Source organism: Candidatus Endomicrobiellum pyrsonymphae (genome assembly GCF_020328025.1).
Taxonomy (GTDB): Bacteria; Elusimicrobiota; Endomicrobiia; order Endomicrobiales; family Endomicrobiaceae; genus Endomicrobiellum; species Endomicrobiellum pyrsonymphae.
On sequence record NZ_JAIXMZ010000011.1, the window covers coordinates 1 to 26107 of the forward strand.

Here is a 26107-nt window from a genome sequence, read left to right on the forward strand (position 1 = left end):
GGTTCACCTTCTTCTCCACCGGCACCGGCGCAAGATGGCGCAGACACAGGCGGTGGCAACCTCGGTGGCGGCAATGACGAGGGAGAACAACCACCAACGGTTCACCTTCTTCTCCACCGCCTGTGTCGGCGCCAGCCGGCGCAGACACAGGCGGTGGCAACCTCGGTGGCGGCAATGACGAGGGAGAACAACCACCAACACCGACACCAACAAAAACTGCTGAACTCGACACCCCCTGTTACTCCAAGACCGCCATAAAGGAGATAATTGTGCCACTTGGGCTTTGTCTCTAAATCTCCCGGATCACCGGGGGATTTAGAGGCTGTTTGTGTGGTGGTGGGGCTTATAAACTCGCTCTTTTTTGAGGCTGGTTCATCATCCGTTTGGGCAGGGGTGTCGAGTTCAGCAGTTTTTGTTGGTGTCGGTGTTGGTGGTTGTTCTCCCTCGTCATTGCCGCCACCGAGGTTGCCACCGCCTGTGTCTGCGCCATCTTGCGCCGGTGCCGGTGGAGAAGAAGGTGAACCCTCAACTTCAGATTCAGATATACGTGTCAAACCATTACCTTTATTACTCTTACTACACGAAGACAACACAATTGACAACATTAGTAGTACTGCTATAGTTTTTTTAAGCATAAATTCAAATGTTTAATTACATCAACTAGTACCAAAAACAAAAAGAAAAATCAATACATCTCTTTCAAACCAAGTCAAACAAGCTTTACTTTTAAAGTTTAAATAACATTTTTTTAGTTTGATTATGCAGTAAAATTGTGTATAATAAACACGGTAGCGCAGTGTGTAGAGATTATTGAAATGTAAAGGTGAGGAAACAATATGAAAAACGACATAATAAACAATGCTATTTCAAGCGTTCTTGCAAAGCAAGAAGTACAAGATTGTCCTATTTCTAAAGCTTTTATGAAAGCTATTCAAGAATACGTAAGATTGGGATACAATTTGTCGGAATTATCATGGTTTAAAGGGTTGAACTTTGAATCCATAGAGAATAGTCCATTGCAAAAAGCTGTATAAAATGCCGTTCCTTGATTGGATAGCAAAATTGTGTATGGCTGAAAAGGGCGCAAGAGCGGTTAAAGATTAATAAAGGAAAGGAGCAAAAGAAAGTATTAACGGTGGTATTTGTGATAAGGGTTCAGCGAGATGGTGTTGTATCAGATGGAAATTAAAAAACAAAATATAAAAGGATCTAAAAATGTTTGATGGGAAAAATTTTATAGAGATACTGAATATGGGAGGGTGGGCGTTATACGTACTTTTTGCGGCTTCGGTATTATCAATAGCGGTTATTTGTTTAAAGTCAGTAGAGTTTTGGAGGAAGTCAAAAGTGAAAAGGAAAGATTTTATAAGAGAGTTAATAAAGAAAATAAGAGAAGAGAATATAGATAAGGCGGTAGATTATTGTGAAGAGGTAAATTCGCCGATGGGACCTGTAGCGGGGGCGGGATTGGTGTCATTTAAAGAGAAAGAGGGACATTTGGGAGAAGCGATGGAGAGGGAAGTGATGATACAAACGGTTAAATTGGAGAATTTTGTGACGATATTGGGTACGTTGGGGAGTATAGCGGTATATGTGGGCTTATTTGGGACGGTACTAGGTATAATAGGGGCATTTCACGATATATCAGCGGTAGGGTCTGGTGGAATAACGGTAGTGATAGGAGGAGTATCGGAAGCGCTAATAGCGACGGCAGCAGGGCTATCGGTAGCAATACCGGCGACAGTAGCGTACAACTTTTTTTCAAAGAGTATAGACAAGTTTGTAGTAGATATGGAGTATTGCGCTTCATCAGTAGAAGAGGCATTGAAAGGGATGAGAAAGAAATGATATCACACAGGAAGAGGAATAAAGTTAAATCAGAAATAAACATAGCGCCATTTACGGACGTTATACTGGTACTTCTAATAATATTTATGATAACAACGCCGGCGCTGATGCAGACAGGAATAAAAGTTAATATACCGAAGACGGAAGTATCGGACAGCGAAGACAGTACAAACATAGAGGTATTAATATCGAAGGAAGGGTATGTATATATGGATGGGAAACAGGTAAGAGATGAGAATGTGGAAGGAGTGATGAGAGAGCTAGTAGGATCAAATCCTGGGAAATCGGTGGTGATAAGGGGAGATGAGACAGCGAAATACGATTACGTAATACAATTTATGGATAAAGCCAAGAAAGCAGGAGCAAAAAAATTTGCGCTTGCGGTAGAAAATAAGATTACCACCGAGAGGTTAAGATAGATACTGTCATTTAGGCATCTCGATGGTAATAATTTGGTTAATACGGTACGGTGTAAGTATAGTGTTTTATGTCCGATTGCTTTTTCGCAACTTCGCTGAAAAACGCTAATGTTTCGCTTGCATTTTCTTTTTCGTAAAGTTTTTTAAACTTATCGATATCTATACCTGTGTCAAAAAACCCAGTCAAAACAATTAAATCAGGATCCAATCCGGCATTTTTTTTCAATAAGTTTGCTCAACCTTATAGAAATTCTTTTCCTTCTGTCCTATTTCAGATCTTATCTGTACGCTAAATATATTTGCTTTATTCACGGATGAATTGTACTACAAAATTACACATTGACAATCCTATAGGCAAATTATAAAATAAAGGCATGGGAAACATTGATATTTTGGCTATAAGGGTTAAAAAGGTAACAGAAAGGCTAAAAAAACTTAGCGATGAGAATCATAAATTGAAGGTAGAGCTTGAATATCTAAGGAAAGAAAGTGAACGCAGTAGAAGACAAGTTGGAGAGTACTTGGTTCTTAAACGAAATGCCGATGAAGCTGTTACAAAAATTGAGAGAATAATAAAAAAAATTGATACGGCAAAGGTTTCGTGATCATGGCTACAACTCGTGAAAGAGTTATGGGTAGGGACATAGAACTTAATATAGACGATATAGATGAATTAAGTCTTAACAGAGTAGTAAATTTTGTAAATGAGCAGTGGATGGAAGTAAGAAGTGAAAATGTTAATGTCCCAGACACGCAGAAAATAGCGGCTTTGATGACTGTAAAACTTGCGGCAGAACTGCTTAAATTAAAAGATTCACAGGAAAGTATTTCAAATAATTATGAAAAAAAAATTCAAGATATTATTAGACAGCTAGATGAGGTCGGTTATATAAATTGAGATATTTTTTGTGTTTAACCTGCAGTGTTGGTGATGTTTTAATCGGTTTATTCCTATAAAGTCTATATTTAGGGAATAACAGTCGGGCTCGTGCCCCTTGTATCCCACTTAAAAATCAGGGCTTTAAATCGGTTAAGACTAACGGCGTTGCGGGTTTTTTTATTATGAAACAGATAAATTTTCTTGAAAGTACAGCAAATCAAAAGAATAAACCATTAGCCGCAAGAATGGCGCCTCAGAATTTTGAAGAATTTATGGGGCAGGATAATATTGTTGGAGACGATAAACTTTTACGACGTTCAATAGAGGCTGATAATTTAGGATCTGTAATTTTTTTTGGTCCTCCCGGGACAGGCAAAAGTGCGCTCGCAAGAATTATAGCCTCAAAAACAAAAGCGTATTTTCAAGAAGCAAATGCAGTAACAATAGGTATTGCCGACATTAGAAAGATACTAGATGCGGCTAAAGCAAGAGCGGAAATGTCTGGCAAAAAGACTATTCTTATGCTCGATGAAATTCATCATTTTAACCGTTCTCAGCAGGATGCGTTGTTGCCTGACGTCGAAAGAGGAGCGATAACGTTGATAGGCATAACGACGGAGAACCCGTTTTTTTATATTAATGCAGCTATTATTTCAAGGAGTACGGTTTTTGAGTTCAATCCTTTATCAAAAACAGCTCTTTTATCAATAATGGAATCGGCATTATGCGATAAAGAAAAGGGACTCGGGAACTATAAAGTTGAAATGTCAGATGAAGCAAAAAGGCATTTGATTTTAAATGCCGGAGGCGATGCGAGAAAACTTCTAAATGCTCTTGAGATAGGGGTTATTTCAACAAAAGTTAATGAGGAAAGTGTGCGAACTTTTGACCTTGTGGTAGCTCAAGAGTCAATGCAAAAAAGGGCTGTTTTGTACGACCGTTCCGGAGATGCCCACTACGATCACATTTCTGCATTCATTAAATCAATGCGCGGAACTGATCCTGACGCAGCGGTTTATTGGATGGCAAAAATGCTTACAGCTGGGGAAGATCCGAGATTTATTGCTAGAAGAATCATAATTTGCGCTGCTGAAGATGTGGGTATAGCAGATCCAAGGGCGCTAACATTAGCGGTTTCTGCTCTTAGCGCAATTGAATTTGTGGGTATGCCGGAAGCTAGAATTGTTTTAGCTCAAGCGGCAGTTTACGTGGCTTGCGCCCCCAAGTCCAACGCTTCTTATTTGGCTATTGAGAATGCTTTATCAGAAGTAAAAAATGGTAAAGCGAGAAATGTTCCTAATCATTTAAAGGATGCAAATCTTGATGGCAAAGGGCAAGGGTACAAGTATCCTCATGATTTTGAAGAGCATTATGTGGAACAAGATTATTGGACTGATCCAGTTGAACTTTACATGCCGACAAAAGAAGGCTATGAGGGGAGAATTCGTGAGCGATTACTTGGAATCAGAAAAAAGAAAGATAAGATTTGATTTTCTGTCTTTAAGGAACAAAATTGACCCGGCTTTGGCGGCAGCTTACAGCGCCAGTATTCTTGCCAGAATTAAAAAACTTTCTGCGTACGAAAAAGCAAAAACAGTATTGTTTTACTTGTCCTATGGTTCCGAGGTTATAACTGATTTTATGGTAAAATCGGCTATTGAAGAAGGAAAAATTGTTGCTGTTCCAGCAATAAAGATTGTTGGAGATGTAAAGATGCAGGTTGTTAAGATTGCAAGACTTGAAGATGCAAATCAGCCTGTTTACGGCATAAGGCAGCCGGAAATAAACCCTGACGATATCATAACAAAAAACGATGTTGACTTGGCTTTTATCCCGGCGATAGCTTTTGACGTTAATGGACACAGAATAGGTTATGGCAAAGGCTACTATGACAGATGGCTTAAACGTGTGCCGATAAATAAAACAGTAGGTCTTGCTTATGACTCTCAAATTACAGACAAACTTCCAACCGGGCAACATGATCTTCCGGTCGGCACGATTGTTACCGAAAAAAGGATCATACAAGTTATTAAAAATTAAGGGGCGGATATATGGAAAACTTTACAGTGATTGTTACCGTTTTGGCGGCATTGGCAGCAGGATATGTTTTGCGTCTTATTTATGCAAAAGTAAATGCTAAATCAACAGAGCAAATTTCGGAAAGAATTATAAAAGAAGCGAAAATGATGGCTGAAACGAAGTCAAAAGAAGCTCTTCTGGAAGCAAAAGTAATAGTTGATAGAGAAAGAAAAGAGTTTGACCAGGAAATAAAGGAAAGAAAACAGTCTGTTCAAAATATGGAGAATAGATTAAATCAGCGAGAAGAGAATCTATATCGTAAAATAGACGCTCTTGACAGAAGAGAAAAAGATTTAATCGGTAAGGAAAAAAATCTTTCGATAAAAGAGCAATCTCTTGCCATAAAATTTTCTGAAATCGATAAAATAAAGGAAGAGAATAGAAAAGTTCTCGAGAAAATTTCGTGTATGACAAGAGAGGAAGCGAAGAAAACTCTTATTAATGAAATGGAAAAAGAAGCAAAGCAAGCTATGGCGATATTAGCTCAAAAACTAGAACAAGAAACTCGCGAAAATGCCGATAAAAAATCTAAAGAAATTCTTTCTATTGCAATACAGCGCGTTGCTGCAGATCATACGGCGGATATTACTACTTCGACAGTTCAAATTTCTAATGATGAAATCAAAGGAAGAGTTATAGGCAGAGAAGGCAGAAATATCAGAGCTTTTGAACAAGCGACTGGCGTCGATTTAATAGTTGACGATACTCCGGAAGCTATAACTGTCTCTGCTTTTGACGGCGTAAGAAGGCAAATAGCAAAAATTGCCTTAGAAAAATTGATTGCCGATGGTAGAATTCATCCCACAAGAATTGAAGAGGTTGTTGAAAAAGTGAAAAAAGAAATGAATCAGCATTTAAGAGAAATTGGAGAACAAGCTGCAATTGATGCGGGTGTTCCGGGCATTAATCTTGAAATTATTAAATTACTTGGCAAATTGAAGTATAGAACTTCTTATGGTCAAAATCAGCTACAACATACGTTAGAAGTTACATGGCTTGCGGGCGCTATAGCTGGTGAGCTTGGACTTGATGTAATGTTTTGCAAGAAAGCTGCGCTACTTCACGATATAGGTAAAGCTGTTGATCACGAAGTTGAGGGTACCCATCATCAGATTTCTGCCGATATATCTAAAAAATATGGCGAATCTCCAAAGATGATAAATGCGATTTTGTCGCATCACGAAGGTATAGAAGCTCCTGCAAGTCCCGAGGCTTTTGTTATAGCTGCGGCAGATGCAATTTCCGCGGCAAGACCCGGTGCAAGAAGAGAGTCTGTTGAGCATTATCTCAAACGTCTTGAGAAACTTGAGAAAGTTGCAAGAGAATTCCGCGGGGTCTCAATGGCTTATGCAATACAAGCCGGCAGAGAGGTTAGAATACTTGTAGAACCTGAATATATTGACGATAATCAGGCGCAGGTTTTGGCCCATGATATAGCTAAAAAAGTTGAACAGGAACTTGAATATCCGGGACAGGTTAAAATTACAGTAATACGCGAAACTCGCGCACAGGGTATCGCTAAGTAGTTTCTTTTGAGTTTGCGCTTCCTTACGCAACCGACGCATATCTTGTTCGTCATATTTGAGCGCAACGAAGTATCCATGTTGTTTGCCATTCCAGTCGACTTTTCCTTTGTTTGCCTTCCATCTTGAGTGGAAGGGTTAGTGGTTGGGCGTTTTGTCGGTGTTATGGGATTACTCTTGTTGTAAAATATTTTTCATGTGTTTTACCATCGACCGGAAGAGCGTTTAAGGACATATAAATGTTTGAAGAGTTTGAAAACAATGACGACAGACTTGTATATACTGTTACTCAGATAAGTAATGAAATAAAACTCATTTTGGAAGATTCTTATCAAGCTGTGTGGATACAAGGCGAGATCTCAAATTTTAAACTTTATAATTCCGGGCATATGTATTTCAGTGTTAAAGACGCAAATGCCCAAATAAAAGCGGTAATGTTTCAAAATGTAAATGTAGGTTTAAAATTTGCTCTTCACGACGGAATGAAAGTTTTAGTTTATGGCAGAGTTAGTTCTTACCCTAAGAGTGGCGATTATCAAATAATTGTAAATCATATGGAACAATACGGTAAGGGCGAGCTGTATGAAGCTTACGAGCAATTAAAGAAAAAGTTAGAATTAGAAGGGCTTTTTGACGAAAGTGTAAAAAAAGTGATTCCGGATGTTGTAAATAGAATTGGCATTGTTACTTCACAAGAGGGCGCAGCATTACACGATATTTTAAAAGTAATAGACAGTTTAAATGCAAATGTAGAGGTTTTAATATATCCGGTAAGGGTGCAAGGAAAAAAATCTGAGAAAGAAATTTCACAGGCAATAAAATTCTTGAATGCTCACTATAAAAATTTAGATGTTTTGCTTGTAGGTCGCGGTGGCGGTTCGATCGAAGATTTATGGTCTTTTAATACAGAGTCTGTAGCAAGAGCAATATTTGATTCAGAAATACCCGTAGTATCGTGTGTAGGTCATGAAACTGATTTTACGATAGCAGATTTTGTTGCAGATATGAGAGCTCCAACACCGTCGGCGGCAGCCGAAATGATTTTAAGAAAAAGAAGCGATATTAAGGTCCGTTTAGAAATTTTGCAAGATTCTCTTAATAGCGCTGTTAATTTACTTCTTGACGACCGTACTGAAAAACTTGATAGATTGATGTCATCTAGAGCATTGTTAAAACCACACCTGATATATGAAGACAAGATATCTTATGTTGACGAAATGGATACTCGCCTTTTAAATAATATTCGCAGACTTTACGGAACAAAATCAGAAAAATTAAAAGATGTTATGCATAAATTAGATATAGTGTCGCCGTTGTCTGTTTTAAAAAGGGGGTTTTCAGTTTGTTTTGATTCTGATAATAAAATAGTTAAGAATTCAAAAATTGTTAATGTCGGAGATAATATAAGAATCAAACTTGCGTTAGGCAGTTTGAATGCAGAGGTAAAAAGTCATGACTAAAAAACATACGACATTTGAAAAATCTTTAGAAAGGCTTGAGACTATAGTGTCAGAAATGGAAAATGCCACTCCGGATTTGGATAAAGCTTTGGCTTTATTTGCCGAAGGCGCAGAACTTGTAAAGTTTTGTTCTGCGAAATTAAGCGAGACAAAGAAAAAAATTGAAATTATAACTTCCTCGGGGAAAGCTGTTAAGGAGTAGTATTTTGCAAAACAAAAACGAGTTAAGAAAGTATCTTGCTAAAAAAGCAGAATATGTAAATGCTGCGTTGAAGGAGTTTTTGCCTAAGGACAATTCTATTATTTCTCAAGGTATGCGTTACAGCGTTTTATCCGGCGGCAAAAGACTCCGTCCGATATTTGTTATTTTGGCAGCGGGACTTTTTGGCGGTAAAGCTAAAGATATTATGCCTGCTGCGTGCGCAGTCGAGTATTTGCATACTTATTCTTTAGTACACGATGATTTGCCTGCCATGGACAATGATGATTTACGTAGAGGTATGCCGACAAATCACAAAAAATTTGGCGATGCAGTGGCTATTTTGTGTGGCGATGCCTTGCTTACGGAATCTTTCAATCTTATAACCAAATCAAAAAGCAGTGAAAAAAATATAACTGAAGCGATTAAAATTCTTGCTGCTTACAGTGGACATAAAGGCATGATAGCGGGGCAAGCTGAGGATACTCTTGAAACAGAAAAATGGAACGAAAAAAATAAAACACTGTTAGAACAAAAACTAAAATTTATACAGCTTCAAAAGACCGCAGCATTAATAGTTGCAAGTTTAAAAATTGGAGCTGTGCTATCTTCCGCGGATAAAGCAGGTTTAAAAGCGCTTGAAACATATGGAACAAACATAGGTATAGCTTTTCAAATTACGGACGATATTTTAGACGTATATGCTGACAAAAAATTGTTAGGCAAAAAAGGCAGCGATGCAAAAAACGATAAGCTTACAGCATTGTCTTTGTATGGAAAAGAACTGGCTAAAAAGAAAGCGGGCGAATATATAAAAAAAGCCAAAAAAGCAGTTTTAATTTTTGGCAACAGGTCTGAAATATTCGTTCAACTTGCAGATTATATGACGAACAGATCATATTAGTTGTTACCTCGCTCCTTGCGAGATAGGGCAGGGCGAGGGATTACATCTCGTTGTAAAATATTTTTATGCGTTTTGCATGGAAAGGTAGTAGTGAACGACGAAGTCTTTTTGTTTGCCTGAACGAAGTGAAGAATCAATTTGTTAATTTGCTGTTGTTTGCCCAGCTCTGTTGTCCGGGCTTGACTCGGAATCCGTGTGATTATAATTGGAGTAATAGTGTGAAAATATTAGATAGTGTAAATAATCCTCAGGATTTAAAAAAAATAAAAAAAGAAAATCTCTCTACTCTTGCAAGAGAAATTAGGGAAGAAATAGTAGATATAGTTTCAAAAAATGGCGGACATTTAGCTCCAAGTCTTGGAGTTGTTGATTTAACCGTTGCGCTACACTATGTTTTTAATTCTCCTGTTGACAAAATAATTTGGGATGTGGGACATCAATCTTATGCGCATAAGATTCTTACAGGAAGAAAAAATAAATTTAAAACTATAAGAACGCATAACGGTCTAAGCGGATTTCCCAATCGTTCCGAGTCTGAACACGATGCTTTTGGTGTGGGACATTCTTCAACATCAATTTCAGCAGCCTTGGGGTTTGCCGTAGCTAGAGATTTAAAAGATGAAGATTACAAAGTGGTTGCTATTATAGGCGATGGTTCCATGACGGGCGGACTTGCTTTTGAAGGTTTGCAAAATGCTGGACATTTAAAGAAAGATATGCTTGTTATATTGAATGACAATGAAATGTTTATTTCGCAAAAAATTGGAGCTGTAGCAGGATATTTTGCAAAACTTTTAACGATAGGCGCTGCAAGAAAAGTTGAAGAAAAAGTAATGAAAACCGTAAGTAGGTTTCACGGTTTTGGAGCATCGTTTAGAAAGCTTATAAAAAGAGCAAAAGTAATGCTTTTTCCGGGCATGCTTTTTGAAGAAATGGGTTTTACATATATCGGACCTGTACAAGGTCACGACATAAATAATTTAATCGTTATTTTAAACAATATCAAAGATATGAGAGGTCCTATTCTTTTGCACGTTATTACAAAAAAAGGGAAAGGTTACACGCCGGCGGAAGAAGATCCTGTAAAGTTTCACGGCGTGGGGAAATTTGATATTGAAACCGGCGAAACAGTAAAAACCGATGCTGTTACATACACAAAAGTTTTTTCAAATACTCTTATAAAGTTGGCATATGCTGATAAAAAAATAGTTGCTGTTACAGCAGCTATGCCAGAGGGAACAGGTCTTGATAAATTTGCGCAGATTTTTCCCGACAGATATTTCGATGTTGGTATTGCAGAGGGGCATGCCGTAACATTTGCAGCCGCCATGACGGCAGACGGCATGAAATCTGTATGCGCTATATATTCTACTTTTATGCAAAGAGCAGTTGATAATGTAATTCATGACGTAGCTTTGCAAAATCTTCCTGTTATTTTTGCTTTAGACAGGGCAGGACTCGTTGGAGAAGATGGCGGAACGCATCACGGATCTTTTGATTTGTCTTATTTAAATTATATTCCAAATTTAATTATTATGTCGCCGTGCGATGAGAATGAATTGCAACACATGTTAAAAACGGCATTGAGTTCAAATAAACCTTGTGTTATCAGATATCCAAGAGGAGCGGGTACCGGAGTTATGTTAGATAAGATCGCTCGCGTATTGCAGATAGGCAAAGCCACAGTTTTAAAAGAAGGCGATGATATTTGTTTTCTTGCGTTGGGTAATCACGTGAACACAAGTCTGCAGGCTTCTAAACTGCTTTCGGAAAAAAATATAAAGGCTTCTGTTGTTAATATGAGATTTTTAAAGCCTCTTGATTTTGAAACAATAAATGCCATGTTGTTAAAAACCAAAAAATTTATTACTGTTGAAGAAAACGCTTTGATAGGCGGGTTTGGTGAAAGTGTAAAGGCAGTTTTATATGGTAGCGGTGCTGTTGTCGAATGTATGGGTCTTCCTGATAAATTTATAGAGCACGGAAGTTTAAAAACTTTGAGAGAAAAATATGGTTTAACCCCTGAGAACATAGCTGAAAGAGCTTTAAAATTGCTTGACTATACATAGCGCGCGATAAACGCATGAAAGACATATGTTTTGTCATTTGCCAGTTGTCGTCGCAGTTGTTTCGGGCGACATTTCTTTATTCCATTTTTTACAAAAGGGGTGGCAATGCTATAGGCATTGACGAGGTATTGTTTCTTAAAAAACAAGTATAATTCAAGTGTATAAATGCGCTAGAAGATCAAACGGGATAGGGGAGGGCATTATGGGACGGGTCTTCATTCATACTCTTTTCTATATTATGATAAGCTTTAGTAATTCTATGCGCGCATCTGCGCAGAGGGCATATTCATCTTTCAAACATCTGTCAGGATGTAGTTTAAGATTCATTTGTTTGTATTGAAAGAACAAATGCCACTATGAGCGATGCTATTGAAGCCAACAATGAGGACAAAAAGAATAGTATCTCACTCTCCGCCCTTTTGTGTTATATTGCTTTTTTTACTTTATTTGATTTAACACAAGAAGTACAAACATATCTGTGAGTTTTTTTGCCAGCGAGAATGATATTTAAGCTCTGAAGATTAGGTCTAAAAAGTCTCTTTGAAGCTTTATTTGAATGACTGATTGTATTTCCTGATGTTGAACCCTTACCGCAAATTACGCATTTGTAAGACATTTTTTACACACCTCCGATAAACCCTAACACTCAGAGATTGTACATTATTTTACGCTTTAGATTCAACTGTGTGTAGAGTATCCACAAGTTCAAGTTGCTAATGCAACACCTACAGCAGTTTTTGCAAGCGCATAAGATTTGTTGTAATATTGCATTTTGCGTCTCGCATAATTTATGCCAAAGGTAAAGGTTTGGCTTAAACCCAACCTTTGTTGTTAACTTCATTACACCGACTTTCAAAATGTGCAATATGTGTTTGAGATTTTTCATTGTGATTTATTTTGTATAATAATTGCATGTTAAGTTTAGACAGTGAAATACAATACTTAAGGGGTATAGGTCCTAGACGCTCTCAGCTGTTTGCAAAACTTGGAATAAAAATCGTTGAGGATTTTCTTACCTTTTTTCCTGCTCAATATCAAGACAGAACAAAAATTACTTCCATAAGAGATATTTATAAAAAATTACAAGGTTGTATATTTGTAAAAGTCGGCAAATCTTGTGAAAGGCAGCTTTCGCAAGGATTATCTGTTTTAGATATAGAAATATTTGACGATACCTCTATGACGTACGCTCGTTTCTTTAGAAAGAACAATCCGTACTCTAACATAGATGTCTTTGCTACTATACGAAAGGCTTTTGAAGTTGGCAAATTTGCTTATATTTACGGGGATGCAAAGTTAGAACGCAGCGGAAGATTTATATCTGTAAATGACTATGAAATAGTTCACAATAAAGTTGATAAGCCTTTGTTATTTAACAAAATTATACCGGTGTATTCTGCAACAGAAGGTTTAAATCAGAAGTTTATAAGAGAAACAGTGAAAACGATTGTAGAATCTTCTTGCATGTTGTACCCGGATATATCGAATTTAATACCACGTTTTCACAATATTCCAGCATTACAATCTTCAATAGCAATCCAAAAAATTCATTATCCTAATACTTTGGAAGATGCAGAAAATGCAAGAAGATCTTTTGCCTTGCAGGAGTTTTTTGTTTTAGAATGCGCTCTTTCATTGTCTAGAAATAATTTAACAAAAAATCCTAAGATACAAAAATACGAAATACGGAGAACCCTGCTTCCGACTTTTAAAAATAACTTAAAATTTGAATTTACAAGAGATCAGAAAAAAGCGATAAACGATATCTTTGCCGATATGCAAAATATATATCCCATGAACAGAATGCTTATGGGAGACGTAGGTTCGGGCAAAACCGTGGTTGCGTTGAGCGCGGTTTTGCTTGCTGTGGAAAATGGCTATCAAACGATGATTGTTGCTCCGACAGAAATTTTAGCTGAACAGCATTATCTTACAATGTCAAATATGCTTGAAGATTTGGATGTTAAAATTGTTTTAGCTACGTCTTCTACATTAAAGAAAAAAAGCGAAAGGGAAAAGATATTGGCAGGTTTTGCGAAGGGGGATATAAAAATTGCCGTAGGCACGCATGCGTTAATAGAAGATAGAGTAAAATTTAAAAATCTGTCGTTAATAATAGTTGACGAGCAACATAGATTTGGCGTTATGCAGAAGTTTGCGGCATTGGATAAAGCTAAATCTCCGGATATTTTGATGATGACGGCAACACCTATCCCCAGAGCCCTTGCAATGACTGTTTATGGTGAGATGGATATGACTACAATAACACAGTTGCCTCCCGGGAGGACACCTGTAAAAACTTATTCTTCAAATGAACAGGTTGCTTATACAGATACAATAAAGGAGTTAAAAAACGGTAATCAAGCGTACGTTGTGTATCCCCTTATAGACGAATCCGATAAGCTTGCTTTGAAGTCTGCTGTTGATGAGTCTGAAAAATTGTCGCAGACATGGTTTAAAGATTTTAAAGTCGGACTTTTGCACGGCAAAATGCAGCCTTCCGAAAAAAATAAAATAATGCGAAACTTTAAAAATAAAGAATTTAATGTTTTAATAGCTACAACCGTTATAGAAGTAGGCATAGATGTCCCTGACGCCACGATCATGATAATACAGCACGCTGAGAGATTTGGCTTGTCTGCATTACATCAATTAAGAGGAAGAATTGGTAGAAGTTCTAAGCAGTCTTATGTATATTTAATAGGCAGTTTCAACAACGAGGCGGCTCAAAAAAGACTTTCAATTATGACATCTACAAGCAACGGTTTTAAAATTGCGGAAGAAGACCTAAAAATGCGAGGTCCTGGTGAATTGATGGGTACAGCGCAACATGGGTTTCCCAAATTTAAAGCTGGTGATTTAATTAAAGATGCCGATATTATTGAATTTACAAAAAACCATGCTTCTGAAATTGTGGGAAACGATCCAAATCTTTCTAAAAATGAAAATATTGTATTAAAGAATCTTATATCAAAATATTTTTTACATAAAACAAACCTCATTAATGTCGGTTGACTATATAATTTCTTTTTAACACTCAGCCTTTCTTACAGTCTTGTGAATGTATAAAACATTTATGGAGTTTATGTAGTCTTGCGCTAAAGTTTTGTTTTTTGGAGTGTTTGGCGCAACTGTGATTATTTGCCAGAAGGCGGCTGATTTTTTTACAAGCTGTTCTTTAATGACAAACTGAATATAATATTTTGTAAACGTTCCTTCAAACAATATTCTTTCGTTGCCTTGTACCTCATTGTTTACTGCTGTAAAATCTAAATCATTATCTTTAAACAATCTATTGCGCCTGCAAGATTTGCTTCAACAGAGTTCTTTACGTAAACAATAGGATATTCAATGTCGTTGTCCTTTGCTATGTAACAATCAACTTCTGACTCAGGATTTTTTAAAGCAGCTCTTGCGACTTGTTCATCTTGTTTCATTTTGGGTGCGCCTTCTCTTTTTTTGATATAATGATCAATGGTCTCACGTGAATATACAAAAAATTAAATAAATGCAAAACAAATATACAATAAAATGAATATACTTAAAAATATAAAAAGACACTATAACATTAGAGGTGGCTATAAGGAGTTTTTAAAAATAGCTATGCCTATGTGCATTTCCATGGGTGTTTCCTCTTTTCAACTTTTTGCGGATAGGATTTTTCTTTCATATTATTCTCAAGCATCTTATGCAGCTTCCATTCCTGCGGGATCTTGTATTGTTGGATTAATTTCGCTCTTTTTATATACGCTTGCTTATGTTGACGTATTTGTAGCGCAATATTGTGGTAAAAAAGAATATCGTTCAATAGGACCTGCAGTTTGGCAAAGTGTTTATTTATCTGTTGTAGCGGCTTTTATCATTTTAGTATTTTCTTTGTTCACGGAACAGATATTTACAAACATAGGGCACCCCAATGCTGTAGCTCTTGAAGAAATAAAATATTTTAAAACGTTGTGTTACGGCTCTTTTTTTGCCATTGCTACCCCGGCATTGTCAGGTTTTTATACCGGCAGAAGCAAAACAAGGATAGTTTTATATGTAACAGCATGCAGTGTTATCTCAAATATTATTTTAGATTTTGTTTTGATTTTTGGGAAATTTGGATTCCCCGAAATGGGTATTACAGGGGCGGCGTTAGCAACCAATATATCGTTTGTCGTTACGTTTATAACTTACGTCTTTTTAATTGTAAGCAAAAAGAATAAAAATATTTATAATACAAGACAGTTGCGACCGGACTTTACTTTTATGAAGCGATTATTGAAGTATGGTTTTCCAAACGGCGTAACGGTGTTTTTTGATATTATAGCGTTTGGCATTCTTATGATTATTATTGGAACAATTGGTGTTTCGGAACTTACAGCAAGCAATATAGCTTGTAGCGCATATCATATATTTTTTATGCCTATTGTTGGAGGCAATATAGCAACATCAGTTATTGTCGGTAATTACTTAGGTAGAAATGAAGCTTCTGTCGCGCAAATAGGTGTAAGATCGGCTTTTCAAATTGTCTATTCGTATGTTGCAATTTTAGTGTTTGTCATTATGTTACTTCCAAATTTACTGATTGCGCCATTCTCATTTGGCGCACAAGCGGCCTCAATAGATACAGTCGGGCATATGGCTGTAAATATTTTGAGATTGTTTGTAGTATATTTGATATTTGACCCAGCTTATAATGTTTTTTCCAGCGCAATCAAGGGAGCTGGAGATACGGCATTTGTTGCAAAAAGAATTATATTTGCTTCGATATTTCTTATGATGATACCTACATATTTAATTGTTGTAGTTTTTAAACTAGGCGTATATGCTGCATGGATATTTGCGTGGGTTTACAGTATTTTTCTTGCGAGTAGTTGTTATTTGAGATATAAATCAAATAAATGGAAAAAGATGCGTGTTGTAGAAATGGACGTTATTGACGGGTAAAGAGAGACATAATTAAAATTACTGATTTAACTGAATGCAGAGTGAATGTAATATAAAATGAATATACTTAGAAATATAAAAAGACAATATGACACTGTGGGTGGTTATAAAGAGTTTTTAGGAATAGCCATTCCTCTCATTTTTTCTACTGGAATTGGAGCTGTCCAACTTTTTACCGATAGAACTTTCCTTTCTTGGTATTCTCAAGAATCTTTTGCGGCATCGACACCTGCAGGTACCGTAACATGGGCGATTATGTGTTTCTTTTTTGGAACGCTTTCCTATATAAACGTTTTTGTTGCCCAGTACTACGGCAAAAAAGAGTACCGCTCCATAGGCCCGGCGATTTGGCAAAGCATTTATTTGGCATTTGTAGCAGGTTTAATAGTTTTGCTTATTTCGTTTTTTTCTAAAGCCATTTTTATGAATGTGGGTCATCCTCATCTTGTCGCGTGTGAGGAAGTCAATTTTTTCAGAGTATTGTGTTATGGTGCTTTCCCGTGTGTTGCCGAAGGGGCGTTTGCTGGCTTCTATTCAGGAAGGAGAAAAACTAGAGTAGTTTTTCTAGCTAGCCTTTGTGGCGTTGTCTTGAATGTTGTTTTGGATTTTTGTTTAATTTTTGGGAAATTTGGATTCCCCGAAATGGGTATCTCGGGAGCGGCCTTGGCTACAGATATATCTTTAACTGTTGTCTGTATAATTTATGTTTTATTGATTACGTCTAAAAAGAACAATGCTATTTATAATACAAGATGTTTTAATCCGGATTTTTCTTTTATGAGAAGATTGTTGCGTTATGGTATGCCAAGTGGCGCAGACTTTTTCTTTGATACGGCAGGTTTTGGTATTTTTATGATTATTATCGGAAATCTCAATAGGACCGAACTTGCTGCCAGTAACATAATTTCAACCGTTAACCATGTGTTTATTATGCCTATCGTTGGTTGTGGAATTGCCACATCAATAATGGTTGGTAACTACTTGGGCAAAAACAAAGCTTCACTTGCGCAGGTAAGCGTGAGATCTTCGGTGCACATTGTATATACATACATTGCGTTTGTTATCGCTATTTTGGTGTTTTTTCCAAATCAGCTAATTTATCCGTTTTCAGGCGGGTCGCAAGTTGATTTAATGGAGTATATAAAACCAATGGTCGCAAATCTTCTAATAATTTTAGCAATATACATTGTGTTTGATGCGGGAAATATAATTTTTGCATCAGCGCTTAAGGGAGCAGGCGATACCATGTTTGTTATGAAAAGGCTTTTACTTTTTTCTATAAGTTTTGTAGTGTTGCCGACATATATTAATGTTGTGCTTCTTAAGCAAGGAGTATATGTGGCTTGGGGATTTTTACTGCTCTCTGTTATTGCTTTAGCCGGAAGTTTTTATTTTAGATATAAATCCAATAAATGGAAAAAAATGCGTGTCATAGAGATGGATATTTTTGATAATTGAAAATACAAGAGAATTATGATTAAAATTGCCGATTTAAATAAATCGTTTGGTAGCAGAGTGTTATTTGATAATCTCAACTTAAACATAAATGCAAAAGAAAGAGTTGGGCTTATAGGAAGGAATGGTCACGGTAAAACGACATTGTTTAAAATGATTTTAAACAAAATGGATCATGATTCCGGTTCCATAAGTATACCTAAAAATTATAAATTTGCGTATTTAGAACAGCATATTAATTTTATAAAAAACACTGCTATTGGCGAAGTATGTCTTGCTTTGCCTGAAGATGAAAAAGATGAAACGTGGAAAGCTGAGAAAGTTCTTGCAGGGCTTGGTTTTTCATCAAGCGATATGCTGAAAAATCCTATGGATTTTTCAGGTGGGTATAAGGTACGCATTAATCTTGCAAAAATGTTGTTGTCCAACGCAGATATGCTAATGCTTGATGAACCTAACAACTATCTTGATATTGTTGCTATAAGATGGCTTAGCAATTTTTTAAGGTCGTGGAAGGGCGAGCTTATGCTTATAACCCATGACAGAAATTTTATGGACAGCGTTATAACACACTGCGCTATAATACACAGAACAAAAGCAAGAAAAATTGAAGGCAATACACAAAAACTTTATGATCAGATAGAAAAAGAAGAAGAAATATACGAAAAAACAAGACTAAATGTTGAAAAGAAAAAGAAGCAGACCGAGCTGTTTATAAGACGATTTAGAGCAAAAGCAACCCTTGCAGGAATGGTTCAGTCGCGTATTAAATCTTTAGAAAAACAAGAAAATCTTGCGCAATTAACGCAAATAGAAAATCTAGATTTCTCTTTTTCAAGTTTAACTTTTAATGCCGCAAAAATGCTTAGCGCGCATAATTTGACTTTCGGTTATCAAGAAGACAACCCTTTAATAAACAAATTGAGTTTTGATATTTTAAAAAAAGATAGAATTTGTGTTATAGGTAAAAATGGCAAAGGAAAATCTACACTTTTAAAATTGATTGCAGATGGATTGTCACCGTGTGATGGCGTTATAAAAAAGCATCCAGATTTGAAAACTGCATATTTTGCGCAGTCTGACAGCGCAAATTTAAACCCTCAAAAAACAGTTTATGAAGAAATACTTGCTACAGATAATAAATGCTTGCCTCAAAGGGCAAGAAATATAGCTGGTTCTGTTATGTTCAGCGGCAACGATGCTTTAAAAAAGATTGAGGTTCTAAGTGGCGGCGAAAAAAGCAGAGTTTTGCTCGGTAAAATTTTAGCAAGTCCGTGTCATCTTTTGTTGCTTGATGAGCCGACGAATCATTTGGATATAGAATCTTGTGAAAGTTTAATAGATGCGATTGATGAGTTTCAAGGTTCAGTTATTATGGTTACGCATAATGAAAAGATTTTACATAGTGTTGCGACAAAGCTTATAATTTTCGATAGAGATCAAGTTTCAGTTTTTGACGGAACGTATCAAGATTTCCTTGATAAGCGCGGTTGGGAAGGTGAGGGTTCGAAATTAAAAGCTAGAATTTCTCAGAAAATACCTAAAAATAAAGATGAAATAAAGAAAGTACGCGCAGAAATAATACAAGAAAAATCAAGAATCTTAAAGCCGTTAGAAGAAAAAATGAAAATTATTGAAACAACTATATCAGTCAAAGAAAAAGAATTTAATTCAAATACTGAGCGACTTGTTATTGCTTCTGTCAAAGGCGACACTGATTTTCTGTCGGAAGGAGCTAAACTTAATAAGGTTCTTAAATCTGAAATAGAGAATTTATACACAGAGCTTGCTTCCAGCGTTGATAAACTGGAACGAGAAACGGAACATTTTAAAAAATTACTAAAAAATTTGAATTAGCATGTCAAATCATTGGCAGGAAATTTTGATACTTTTATTTTGTCTGACAAAAGTATAGAAAGAGACAATAACTGAAAAATATGATTAAACATGGAAATTAATTGGAATGATTGAGGGTGAATGAGATGAAGGTTTTTTCAAAGATCAAAGAACAGTTTTTAGGCAACATAAGCCATGAGGCTTTCGAGAGAATGAAGCGTTTGTGGGTTCAGTATGTTTTATCTCAATGGAAGTTCTTGGCTCTTTCTATGATTTTTATGGGACTGTATGCGGTGTTAAATGCTTGGTCCATCAGTTTGCTCCAGCCTGTTTTTGACAAAGTATTTTTAGAGAAGAATAAAGATATTCTTTATGTAATTTCAGGTCAAGTTATTGTTGCGTTTGGCACAAAAGGATTTGCACAATATATGCAGGCTGTTAGCATGACAACATTGGGAGCAAATTTTACAAGAAAATTACAGGGTGATTTATATGATAGATTTATCGCTCAGGATGTGGAGTTTTTCCATAGAAACAATTCAGGGAATCTTCTTATATATTTTACGGGCGATTTAAACACAATAAGAGATGTTACAATCAACACTGTTACGACTCTCGTTAGAGACGCGTGTTCTGTGGTTTTTTTAGTTGCTCTTATGTTTTGGAAAAGTTTTGATATGGCTGCGACTATGTTTATACTTTTCCCTGTAGCCTTCTATCCAATAGTTTACTTTGGAAAAAAGATAAAAAAAATTTTTCACAGTCAACAGAATTCGTTCGGAAATTTGTATGGCATCCTTGCTCAGTCGTTCCAAGGAATTAAAATCGTAAAATCTTATAGTATGGAAAATATTGAATCAACTAAAGTAAGAGGTAGTGCTGACGCGATAGCGAACATTGCAGTAAAGATGGCAAAGAATAACAATATCTTAAGTCCGTTAATGGAATTTTTGGGAGGTTTTGCTGCTGCTTGTACTCTTGCATACGGCGGCAGCAGAATAATGCGCGGAAGTCTTACTACTGGAGATTTTGTAGTGTTTTTGATTGCTATAGTTGCTGCATATCAGCCTATGAAATCTTTGGCAAATTTAAATTCGCGCTTGCAGATGGGTATTCTTTCGATAGATCGCGTGTTTGCTATTATGGATCAAATGCCTAAAATAATTGATAAGCCCGATGCAAAAGTATTTAAGGCAAGAAAGGGTGTTATAAAAGTTGATAACATTAAGTTTAGCTATGTGTCGAATGTTGAAATTCTCCATGGCATTAATTTAGAAGTAGAAGAAAGCGAAAAAGTTGCGATAGTTGGCGCTGCCGGGTCAGGAAAATCCACTTTAATAAACCTGATATTGAGATTTTATGATGTCAAAGAAGGAAGTGTAAAAATAGATGGTGAAGATATCAGAGATATTACAATAAAATCTTTAAGAGATAACATTGCTTTTGTATCGCAGGATGTTGTACTTTTTGACGATACTATTAGAAAAAATATTTTGATGGGTAAGTCCAATGCTACGGACGAAGAGGTTGTAGAAGCTGCAAAAAATGCCGCAGTGCATAATTTTATTATGAGACAGGAACATGGGTACAATACCATTGTCGGCGAAAGAGGCGGTAATTTATCCGGTGGGCAAAAGCAGATGATTTCCATCGCAAGAGCTATGTTAAAAAATGCTCCGATACTTTTGCTGGACGAAGCTACAAGTTCGCTTGATTCAAAGTCTGAGAGAATGGTTCAAGAAGGTCTCGAGAGATTGATGCAAGGCAGAACTTCAATAGTGATAGCTCATCGTTTATCCACAATCATTAATGCTGACAAAATATATGTGTTTGAATCTGGAAATATTGTGGAATCAGGAACGCATAAAGAACTTCTAGCGTTAAACGGTTATTACACAAGTCTCTATAAACTTCAGTTTATGCAGGATTGATAATTTTATCATGTATAATTTCGCGTTTGGCTCGAGATATGTTTCTTTGATTTATGTTGTTATTGTCAACAACCCAAGAACATGAGAGTTTTTAATGTGAAAAAAGCATTGATATTGTTGGTTATGTTATTTGCGTCTGCCGTAGCGGTGTTTGCTGAGGTTCCAAATGGAATAAGATACAATGAAATGAAGGGTTAATATCATGTGGGAATCGCATGAACGGGACGTTATCGTTTAATTTTAAGATATATAATCAGAAAGAAGGTGGAACGGTTTTGTGGGAATCAGGAGATCAACGTATAAAGATTTTTTCATACTATAAAGCCTGACAAAACAAATATAGATTGGAGAAATAGAGAGTTATGGTTGCAAGTCGTTGTGTACACTAAAGAACTTAAACCAAGAGAAAAGCTTATGACTGTTTCTTATGCTTTTCATTCAGAATCTTCTGAAAAGTTATCTGCTAACAATGAAATCGAAATTGAAATAAATGACAGTAAAGTTTATATTGGCATAGGAGGCAAAAAACTATATTACAAATCTTCCAAAGATGCTGAAATTGAATATCTTGGAGAACCTGCCTGTACGGTAATAGCTTTTGCTGGGAAGAAGCCGCCGAAAGGTTATTTGCTGTGCGATGGTAGAGAAGTTGAGGTATCAAGATATCCGGATTTATTTGTAGCAATAGGCACAATTTACGGAGGTAATGCTTCTTCTAAATTTAAACTTCCCGATTTTCGCGGTATGTTTTTACGTGGTACTGGTGGTAATGCTGAACCTCTAGGACGACCTCAAGGTGATGCGATAAGGAATATTCAGGGTACTGCATGGATGAAAGGAGTTGAATATCGATATATTGGTTATTCTGGCTGTCTCTATATAACAGCATCTCCTGACAATGATAGCGAAGGACATCATGGAGGAAGAGGATCTCAAATAAATTTTGATGCTTCAAGGGGTAGTGGTGTTTCTACGGCAAACGAAAACAGACCTGTTAATTATGTGGTAAGTTATTGTGTTAAATATTAACATGTATTGTTTATGTAGAACTGAAAAATATAAGTGTAAAATGTATTTTCAAAATACTCGGAGTGAAAATGATATGCAAATATCCACAATTAGAAAATGATGACGTATTTAACAAGAATCAAATTAAAATTCGTGAAATTATTGTTGAGCAAAATAAATCTAGGGAGAGTGTAAAACTAAGAAATAGATCTCTAAAAAAATTAGAACATTTTACTAAGTCTTTGTTTCGAAGTTTCTTTAAGTTAGTTGCTGTTTTTTTGTTGAGGAAAAACGTTACTTATGTAGCTTTTACCATCAGTGGCGGGCTTGGTGATATGATAAGAGAGAGAAGTGTTGTGACAGAAATTACAAAGATGTTTCCAAAAGTTGTTATTGATATTTATAATAAAAAAGCATGTTCTGTTTTGAGAGATATAAAAAACATAAGATTTTTCTTAGATGTAGATTTGATTGTTTTGACAAAAAAACGATATGACATCGTATTTACTCTACCTCTTAGTTACCAAGCTAAAGTTCAAAATCTTGTACATGTTAAGTATGATAGCTACAAGTTGGAAGTTAATAGAGTTTTAAAAAATCTTGGTGACTATAATAAATGCTTCACTCTAAACAGTAAAGTTAAACTACATTATGTTAGTATGCAAAAAGCTAAAGCAGGTGTTGATAATGTAAAAGATGTTTCTCTGAGTATTTATCATAAAAAAATGAATTTAGAAAAGTTTGGTATTACAAAAAATATAAAATATATAACTTTCCAGTATGGTTTTGGTGGAAGAGGAAACAATGACGATCCTAAATGTTGGAGAGTTGAGTATTGGGAGAAGTTGTTACACATATTGAAAGGCAAGCTGAAAAATACGAAAATTATTCAAGTTGGTATTTCGGACTATCATTTTCAAGAAGTTGATATAAATGCTGCAAAAAAGACATCTTTAAATGAACTTTGTAATATTTTAAAAAGTTCATTGTTGCATATTGACATTGATGGAGCTTGTACACATATTGCAAAAGCTGTTGGTACTAAGTCTGTAGTGATATTTGGTCCAACAGATGCCGAATATATAGGGTATCAAGAAAATATTAATATTACGTCTTCTTTGTGTAGGAGTTGTTACTGTATAACTGATAATGACTACTGGGGAAAATGTTTGCTAGGGTATGATAAATCTTTATGCATGGATTCTATTGCCCCTGAATTTGTGGCAGAAAAAGCAGTAGAATACTTAAAATCTCTGGAGTAATTATTTGTATATCAAAAGCGAGTATCGAAGGCGGAGTGATTGTTGAAAGGCTTTGATTTTTATATAATGCCAAACAGGTGAATCCTAAACAGGATCGTTTCTGTGTGGCAGATATGCGCGACAGGGTTGTTTTTAAGTGTCCTAGGGAAGTGATTTATCTAAAAATAGATATAGATTTTTCCAAAAAAACAATAAGGTCTCCTTGCTCGAGTATTTTATCATATCATAGGAACGAATTTTCCCCAAAATGGAGTTGTGTTAAAAATGACTTAGCAGTCGGACAGTTTTACGCGTTAGGGAGTGTCTAAACGTACATTGATATTTCGCTCTGTTCTTTTTAAGGATGGTGTGTATGTTCGGGTAGCGGTGGTAAATTGAAATACTATATGATTTTATAAATGAGAAATGAGGAAATAAATGATTGTAATTCCGTCAATTTATATAAGACAGGGTAATTCAGTGAGGTTAAAACAGGGTAAAATTGACACGGATGCGATTTATTCAACAGATCCTGTGTTTATTGCTAAACTTTGGAAAGCAAAAGGCGCGTAGTGCATACATGTTGTTGATTTGGACGGCGCTTTCAGCGGAACAAGTACTAATAAAGAAATTATCAAAAACATTTGCGATTCAGTGGATATTCATGTTGAAGTCGGCGGTGGAATAAGAAATACGGATAAAATCAAAGAAACGTTTGATTTGGGCGCTGCGTTTGTGGTTTTAGGTACTGTAGCAGTTTATAATCCCGAAGTTGTGGGAAAAGCAATAGATAAATACTGTCGAGGATGCTTCGTCAGCCCGCCTCGCATTGCATCTGTTTTTGAGCTAACGCGATGCGCCAATATAAAGTTAGTTGACTAAGTATATAGGGGCTGATTTTTTAGGGTTCATTTTATTAAAGAGCCTTTAAAAAAGGATTTAAAAATGCAAAAATTTAAAATAATAGCAAGAGAGACTCTAAAAGCAGAGTCTCAGGCCGTAAAAGAACAAATAAAACATCTAGATTCAAATTTTGATAAAGCTGTTTCTTTGATGAAAAATTGTAAAGGTCATGTTGTTGTTATGGGACTTGGAAAATCAGGTCTTATAGGCAGAAAAATTTCCGCAACAATGTCTTCTGTAGGTATTCCGTCTATGTTCTTGCATCCAGCCGAAGGTTTGCACGGCGATTTAGGAATGCTTATAAAAGATGATGTTATAATAATGCTTTCTTATTCCGGTGAAACGGAAGAAATAAAAAAAGTTCTTCCTGTTTTAAGCAAAATGAAAATTAAAGTTATAGTAATGACTGGCAAAACTAAAGCGCAAGTATGGCAAAATAGTGAAGCTATTATTAATTGCAGTATAGAAAAAGAAGCTTGCCCGTATAATCTTGCGCCTACTTCGTCAACTACTGCGATGCTTGCAATGGGCGATGCTTTGGCTCTTACAGTTTCCCATTTAAAAGGTTTTAAGAAAGAGCATTTAGCGATACTCCACCCTTTAGGAGCGATAGGCAAAAAACTTACAATGCAGGTAAATGATTTAATGAGAAAAGGCAGACAAAATCCTGTTGTAAAGCAAACCGCGACAGTAGGATCCGCACTTCTTGTTATGACAGGTACAAGGGTTGGCGCTACGAGCGTTGTTGATGCAAGAGGTAAAATAATAGGCTTTTTTACAGATGGTGATTTACGCAGACATCTTCAACGTGATGAGAAGATATTAAAAAAGAAGATAACAAATGTCATGACAAAAAATCCCATGGTTATAACTCCTGAAATGATGGCTGTTGAGGCAGCTGAAATTTTAAAAAAGTATAAGATAGACAATATTCCTGTTGTAGGGAAGAATAAAAAACCTTTAGGTATTTTGGATCAGGGCGATTTGTTAGCTGAAGGTATTTTGTAAGTATTAAATTGGCAGTATAAAGCGTGTTACAGTCTGGAGGAAAAATAAATGGTAACAGAAACGATAGTTGAAAATGTGTCTGAAAAAAAAGGACTTCCCGCGGGAATTTGGACAAAATGTAAGAAGTGCGATCAGATTCTTTTACAAAAAGATTTTGAAGAAAATTTTATGATATGTCCAAAATGTGGTTATTATACAAGGCTTGCCGCGCGTAAGAGGATAGAGTTTACTATAGATGAAGGAAGTTTTCAAGAATTTGGCGCAAATATTAAACCTGTGGATTTTTTAAATTTTCCTGGATATGCCGATAAAATAAAAGATACTGAAGCAAATGATGCTGTTGTTACGGGCGAGGCAAAAATTAGAGGGTATGATGTTGTTATTGCCGCTATGGATTTTTCGTTTATGGAGT

24 protein-coding genes, 1 other RNA gene and 3 pseudogenes are annotated in these 26107 nt (G+C 36.0%); 24 read left to right on the top strand and 4 right to left on the bottom strand.

Annotated elements, in window-relative coordinates; all coding sequences use genetic code 11:
* Window positions 1-276 precede the first annotated feature (276 nt).
* The 4 genes from LE180_RS01970 to LE180_RS01985 all read left to right on the top strand — a co-directional run bounded on the left by LE180_RS01970 (window position 277) and on the right by LE180_RS01985 (window position 2267).
* Window positions 277-651 (top strand): hypothetical protein, encoded by a 375-nt coding sequence (locus LE180_RS01970; RefSeq protein WP_374133811.1) that lies wholly within the window; start codon window positions 277-279, stop codon window positions 649-651.
* A 185-nt stretch (window positions 652-836) separates the two neighbouring features.
* Window positions 837-1034, top strand: coding sequence for a hypothetical protein (locus LE180_RS01975; RefSeq protein WP_374133812.1), 198 nt, complete (start codon window positions 837-839; stop codon window positions 1032-1034).
* A 181-nt stretch (window positions 1035-1215) separates the two neighbouring features.
* A complete protein-coding gene (locus LE180_RS01980; protein ID WP_374133813.1) occupies window positions 1216-1848 on the top strand; it encodes a MotA/TolQ/ExbB proton channel family protein in 633 nt (210 codons plus the stop codon).
* Complete coding sequence (locus tag LE180_RS01985) at window positions 1845-2267, top strand: ExbD/TolR family protein (RefSeq protein ID WP_374133814.1); 423 nt, start codon at window positions 1845-1847, stop codon at window positions 2265-2267. The genes LE180_RS01980 and LE180_RS01985 overlap by 4 nt, the downstream gene beginning before the upstream one ends.
* A gap of 37 nt (window positions 2268-2304) precedes the next feature.
* On the opposite strand, the gene LE180_RS01990 is transcribed toward LE180_RS01985, so the two are convergent.
* Entirely contained in the window at window positions 2305-2493 is a 189-nt protein-coding gene (locus LE180_RS01990; protein ID WP_374133815.1) for a hypothetical protein, read from the bottom strand.
* A 148-nt stretch (window positions 2494-2641) separates the two neighbouring features.
* Here LE180_RS01990 and LE180_RS01995 point away from each other — a divergent pair, with 148 nt between their 5' ends.
* The 10 genes from LE180_RS01995 (at window position 2642) to dxs (ending at window position 11381) form a co-directional block, all read left to right on the top strand.
* On the top strand, window positions 2642-2872 hold the full coding sequence (locus LE180_RS01995; RefSeq protein ID WP_374133816.1) for a hypothetical protein: 231 nt from the start codon (window positions 2642-2644) through the stop codon (window positions 2870-2872).
* 2 nt (window positions 2873-2874) lie between these two features.
* Complete coding sequence (locus tag LE180_RS02000; protein WP_374133817.1) at window positions 2875-3165, top strand: cell division protein ZapA; 291 nt, start codon at window positions 2875-2877, stop codon at window positions 3163-3165.
* 13 nt (window positions 3166-3178) lie between these two features.
* A non-coding RNA gene (gene ssrS / locus LE180_RS02005) (6S RNA) lies at window positions 3179-3325 on the top strand.
* 4 nt (window positions 3326-3329) lie between these two features.
* Complete coding sequence (locus tag LE180_RS02010) at window positions 3330-4637, top strand: replication-associated recombination protein A (protein ID WP_374133818.1); 1308 nt, start codon at window positions 3330-3332, stop codon at window positions 4635-4637.
* Window positions 4594-5187: a 5-formyltetrahydrofolate cyclo-ligase gene (locus tag LE180_RS02015; RefSeq protein ID WP_374133819.1), complete on the top strand. Its 594-nt coding sequence runs from the start codon at window positions 4594-4596 to the stop codon at window positions 5185-5187. Before LE180_RS02010 ends, LE180_RS02015 begins: the two co-directional genes overlap by 44 nt.
* Window positions 5188-5198: 11 nt before the next feature.
* Window positions 5199-6752, top strand: a complete 1554-nt coding sequence (rny, locus tag LE180_RS02020; protein WP_374133820.1) for a ribonuclease Y — start codon at window positions 5199-5201, stop codon at window positions 6750-6752.
* Window positions 6753-6988: 236 nt separating this feature from the next.
* The gene (xseA, locus tag LE180_RS02025) at window positions 6989-8209 is read left to right on the top strand and encodes an exodeoxyribonuclease VII large subunit (protein WP_374133821.1); all 1221 of its coding nucleotides are present in this window, start codon (window positions 6989-6991) and stop codon (window positions 8207-8209) included.
* Window positions 8202-8411, top strand: a complete 210-nt coding sequence (gene xseB / locus LE180_RS02030) for an exodeoxyribonuclease VII small subunit (RefSeq protein WP_374133822.1) — start codon at window positions 8202-8204, stop codon at window positions 8409-8411. The genes xseA and xseB overlap by 8 nt, the downstream gene beginning before the upstream one ends.
* 4 nt (window positions 8412-8415) lie before the next feature.
* Complete coding sequence (locus tag LE180_RS02035; protein WP_374133823.1) at window positions 8416-9312, top strand: polyprenyl synthetase family protein; 897 nt, start codon at window positions 8416-8418, stop codon at window positions 9310-9312.
* A 218-nt stretch (window positions 9313-9530) separates the two neighbouring features.
* A complete protein-coding gene (gene dxs / locus LE180_RS02040) occupies window positions 9531-11381 on the top strand; it encodes a 1-deoxy-D-xylulose-5-phosphate synthase (protein WP_374133824.1) in 1851 nt (616 codons plus the stop codon).
* Window positions 11382-11805: 424 nt separating this feature from the next.
* On the opposite strand, the gene rpmB is transcribed toward dxs, so the two are convergent.
* Entirely contained in the window at window positions 11806-11997 is a 192-nt protein-coding gene (gene rpmB / locus LE180_RS02045; RefSeq protein WP_374133825.1) for a 50S ribosomal protein L28, read from the bottom strand.
* 296 nt (window positions 11998-12293) lie between these two features.
* Between rpmB and recG the strand changes: the two genes are divergently transcribed.
* A complete protein-coding gene (gene recG / locus LE180_RS02050) occupies window positions 12294-14396 on the top strand; it encodes an ATP-dependent DNA helicase RecG (RefSeq protein ID WP_374133826.1) in 2103 nt (700 codons plus the stop codon).
* Window positions 14397-14411: 15 nt separating this feature from the next.
* Here recG and LE180_RS02055 read toward each other — a convergent pair whose 3' ends face one another.
* Both LE180_RS02055 and LE180_RS02060 read right to left on the bottom strand, forming a co-directional pair.
* Window positions 14412-14672, bottom strand: a complete 261-nt coding sequence (locus tag LE180_RS02055; RefSeq protein WP_374133827.1) for a hypothetical protein — start codon at window positions 14670-14672, stop codon at window positions 14412-14414.
* On the bottom strand, window positions 14651-14818 hold the full coding sequence (locus LE180_RS02060) for a hypothetical protein (RefSeq protein ID WP_374133828.1): 168 nt from the start codon (window positions 14816-14818) through the stop codon (window positions 14651-14653). The genes LE180_RS02055 and LE180_RS02060 overlap by 22 nt, the downstream gene beginning before the upstream one ends.
* A 94-nt stretch (window positions 14819-14912) precedes the next feature.
* On the opposite strand from LE180_RS02060, the gene LE180_RS02065 reads away from it, so the two are divergent.
* From LE180_RS02065 to LE180_RS02105, 9 genes and pseudogenes are all read left to right on the top strand, one after another.
* Window positions 14913-16313, top strand: a complete 1401-nt coding sequence (locus LE180_RS02065; RefSeq protein ID WP_374133829.1) for an MATE family efflux transporter — start codon at window positions 14913-14915, stop codon at window positions 16311-16313.
* A gap of 57 nt (window positions 16314-16370) precedes the next feature.
* Entirely contained in the window at window positions 16371-17771 is a 1401-nt protein-coding gene (locus LE180_RS02070) for an MATE family efflux transporter (RefSeq protein ID WP_374133830.1), read from the top strand.
* 15 nt (window positions 17772-17786) lie between these two features.
* Window positions 17787-19271 (top strand): annotated as a pseudogene (locus tag LE180_RS02075) (ABC-F family ATP-binding cassette domain-containing protein); the annotation flags it as partial.
* A gap of 479 nt (window positions 19272-19750) precedes the next feature.
* On the top strand, window positions 19751-21535 hold the full coding sequence (locus LE180_RS02080; RefSeq protein ID WP_374133831.1) for an ABC transporter ATP-binding protein: 1785 nt from the start codon (window positions 19751-19753) through the stop codon (window positions 21533-21535).
* 414 nt (window positions 21536-21949) lie between these two features.
* Complete coding sequence (locus tag LE180_RS02085) at window positions 21950-22564, top strand: phage tail protein (RefSeq protein ID WP_374133832.1); 615 nt, start codon at window positions 21950-21952, stop codon at window positions 22562-22564.
* 68 nt (window positions 22565-22632) lie between these two features.
* Window positions 22633-23805 (top strand): glycosyltransferase family 9 protein, encoded by a 1173-nt coding sequence (locus LE180_RS02090; RefSeq protein ID WP_374133833.1) that lies wholly within the window; start codon window positions 22633-22635, stop codon window positions 23803-23805.
* A gap of 417 nt (window positions 23806-24222) precedes the next feature.
* Window positions 24223-24666: pseudogene (locus tag LE180_RS02095) on the top strand (HisA/HisF-related TIM barrel protein).
* A gap of 63 nt (window positions 24667-24729) precedes the next feature.
* Window positions 24730-25695: an SIS domain-containing protein gene (locus tag LE180_RS02100; protein ID WP_374133834.1), complete on the top strand. Its 966-nt coding sequence runs from the start codon at window positions 24730-24732 to the stop codon at window positions 25693-25695.
* A gap of 48 nt (window positions 25696-25743) precedes the next feature.
* Window positions 25744-26107 (top strand): annotated as a pseudogene (locus LE180_RS02105) (acetyl-CoA carboxylase carboxyl transferase subunit beta); the annotation flags it as partial.

Coding starts and splice junctions, on each gene's coding strand:
- LE180_RS02085 (WP_374133832.1), top strand. CDS start 21,950: ATGACTGTTTCTTATGCTTTTCATTCAGAATCTTCTGAAAAGTTATCT.
- LE180_RS01975 (WP_374133812.1), top strand. CDS start 837: ATGAAAAACGACATAATAAACAATGCTATTTCAAGCGTTCTTGCAAAG.
- LE180_RS02065 (WP_374133829.1), top strand. CDS start 14,913: ATGAATATACTTAAAAATATAAAAAGACACTATAACATTAGAGGTGGC.
- LE180_RS02080 (WP_374133831.1), top strand. CDS start 19,751: ATGAAGGTTTTTTCAAAGATCAAAGAACAGTTTTTAGGCAACATAAGC.
- LE180_RS02070 (WP_374133830.1), top strand. CDS start 16,371: ATGAATATACTTAGAAATATAAAAAGACAATATGACACTGTGGGTGGT.
- LE180_RS01995 (WP_374133816.1), top strand. CDS start 2,642: ATGGGAAACATTGATATTTTGGCTATAAGGGTTAAAAAGGTAACAGAA.
- LE180_RS02060 (WP_374133828.1), bottom strand. CDS start 14,818: ATGAAACAAGATGAACAAGTCGCAAGAGCTGCTTTAAAAAATCCTGAG.
- xseA (WP_374133821.1), top strand. CDS start 6,989: ATGTTTGAAGAGTTTGAAAACAATGACGACAGACTTGTATATACTGTT.
- recG (WP_374133826.1), top strand. CDS start 12,294: ATGTTAAGTTTAGACAGTGAAATACAATACTTAAGGGGTATAGGTCCT.
- LE180_RS02090 (WP_374133833.1), top strand. CDS start 22,633: ATGATATGCAAATATCCACAATTAGAAAATGATGACGTATTTAACAAG.
- LE180_RS01985 (WP_374133814.1), top strand. CDS start 1,845: ATGATATCACACAGGAAGAGGAATAAAGTTAAATCAGAAATAAACATA.
- rpmB (WP_374133825.1), bottom strand. CDS start 11,997: ATGTCTTACAAATGCGTAATTTGCGGTAAGGGTTCAACATCAGGAAAT.
- LE180_RS02000 (WP_374133817.1), top strand. CDS start 2,875: ATGGCTACAACTCGTGAAAGAGTTATGGGTAGGGACATAGAACTTAAT.
- LE180_RS02010 (WP_374133818.1), top strand. CDS start 3,330: ATGAAACAGATAAATTTTCTTGAAAGTACAGCAAATCAAAAGAATAAA.
- LE180_RS02100 (WP_374133834.1), top strand. CDS start 24,730: ATGCAAAAATTTAAAATAATAGCAAGAGAGACTCTAAAAGCAGAGTCT.
- rny (WP_374133820.1), top strand. CDS start 5,199: ATGGAAAACTTTACAGTGATTGTTACCGTTTTGGCGGCATTGGCAGCA.
- xseB (WP_374133822.1), top strand. CDS start 8,202: ATGACTAAAAAACATACGACATTTGAAAAATCTTTAGAAAGGCTTGAG.
- LE180_RS01980 (WP_374133813.1), top strand. CDS start 1,216: ATGTTTGATGGGAAAAATTTTATAGAGATACTGAATATGGGAGGGTGG.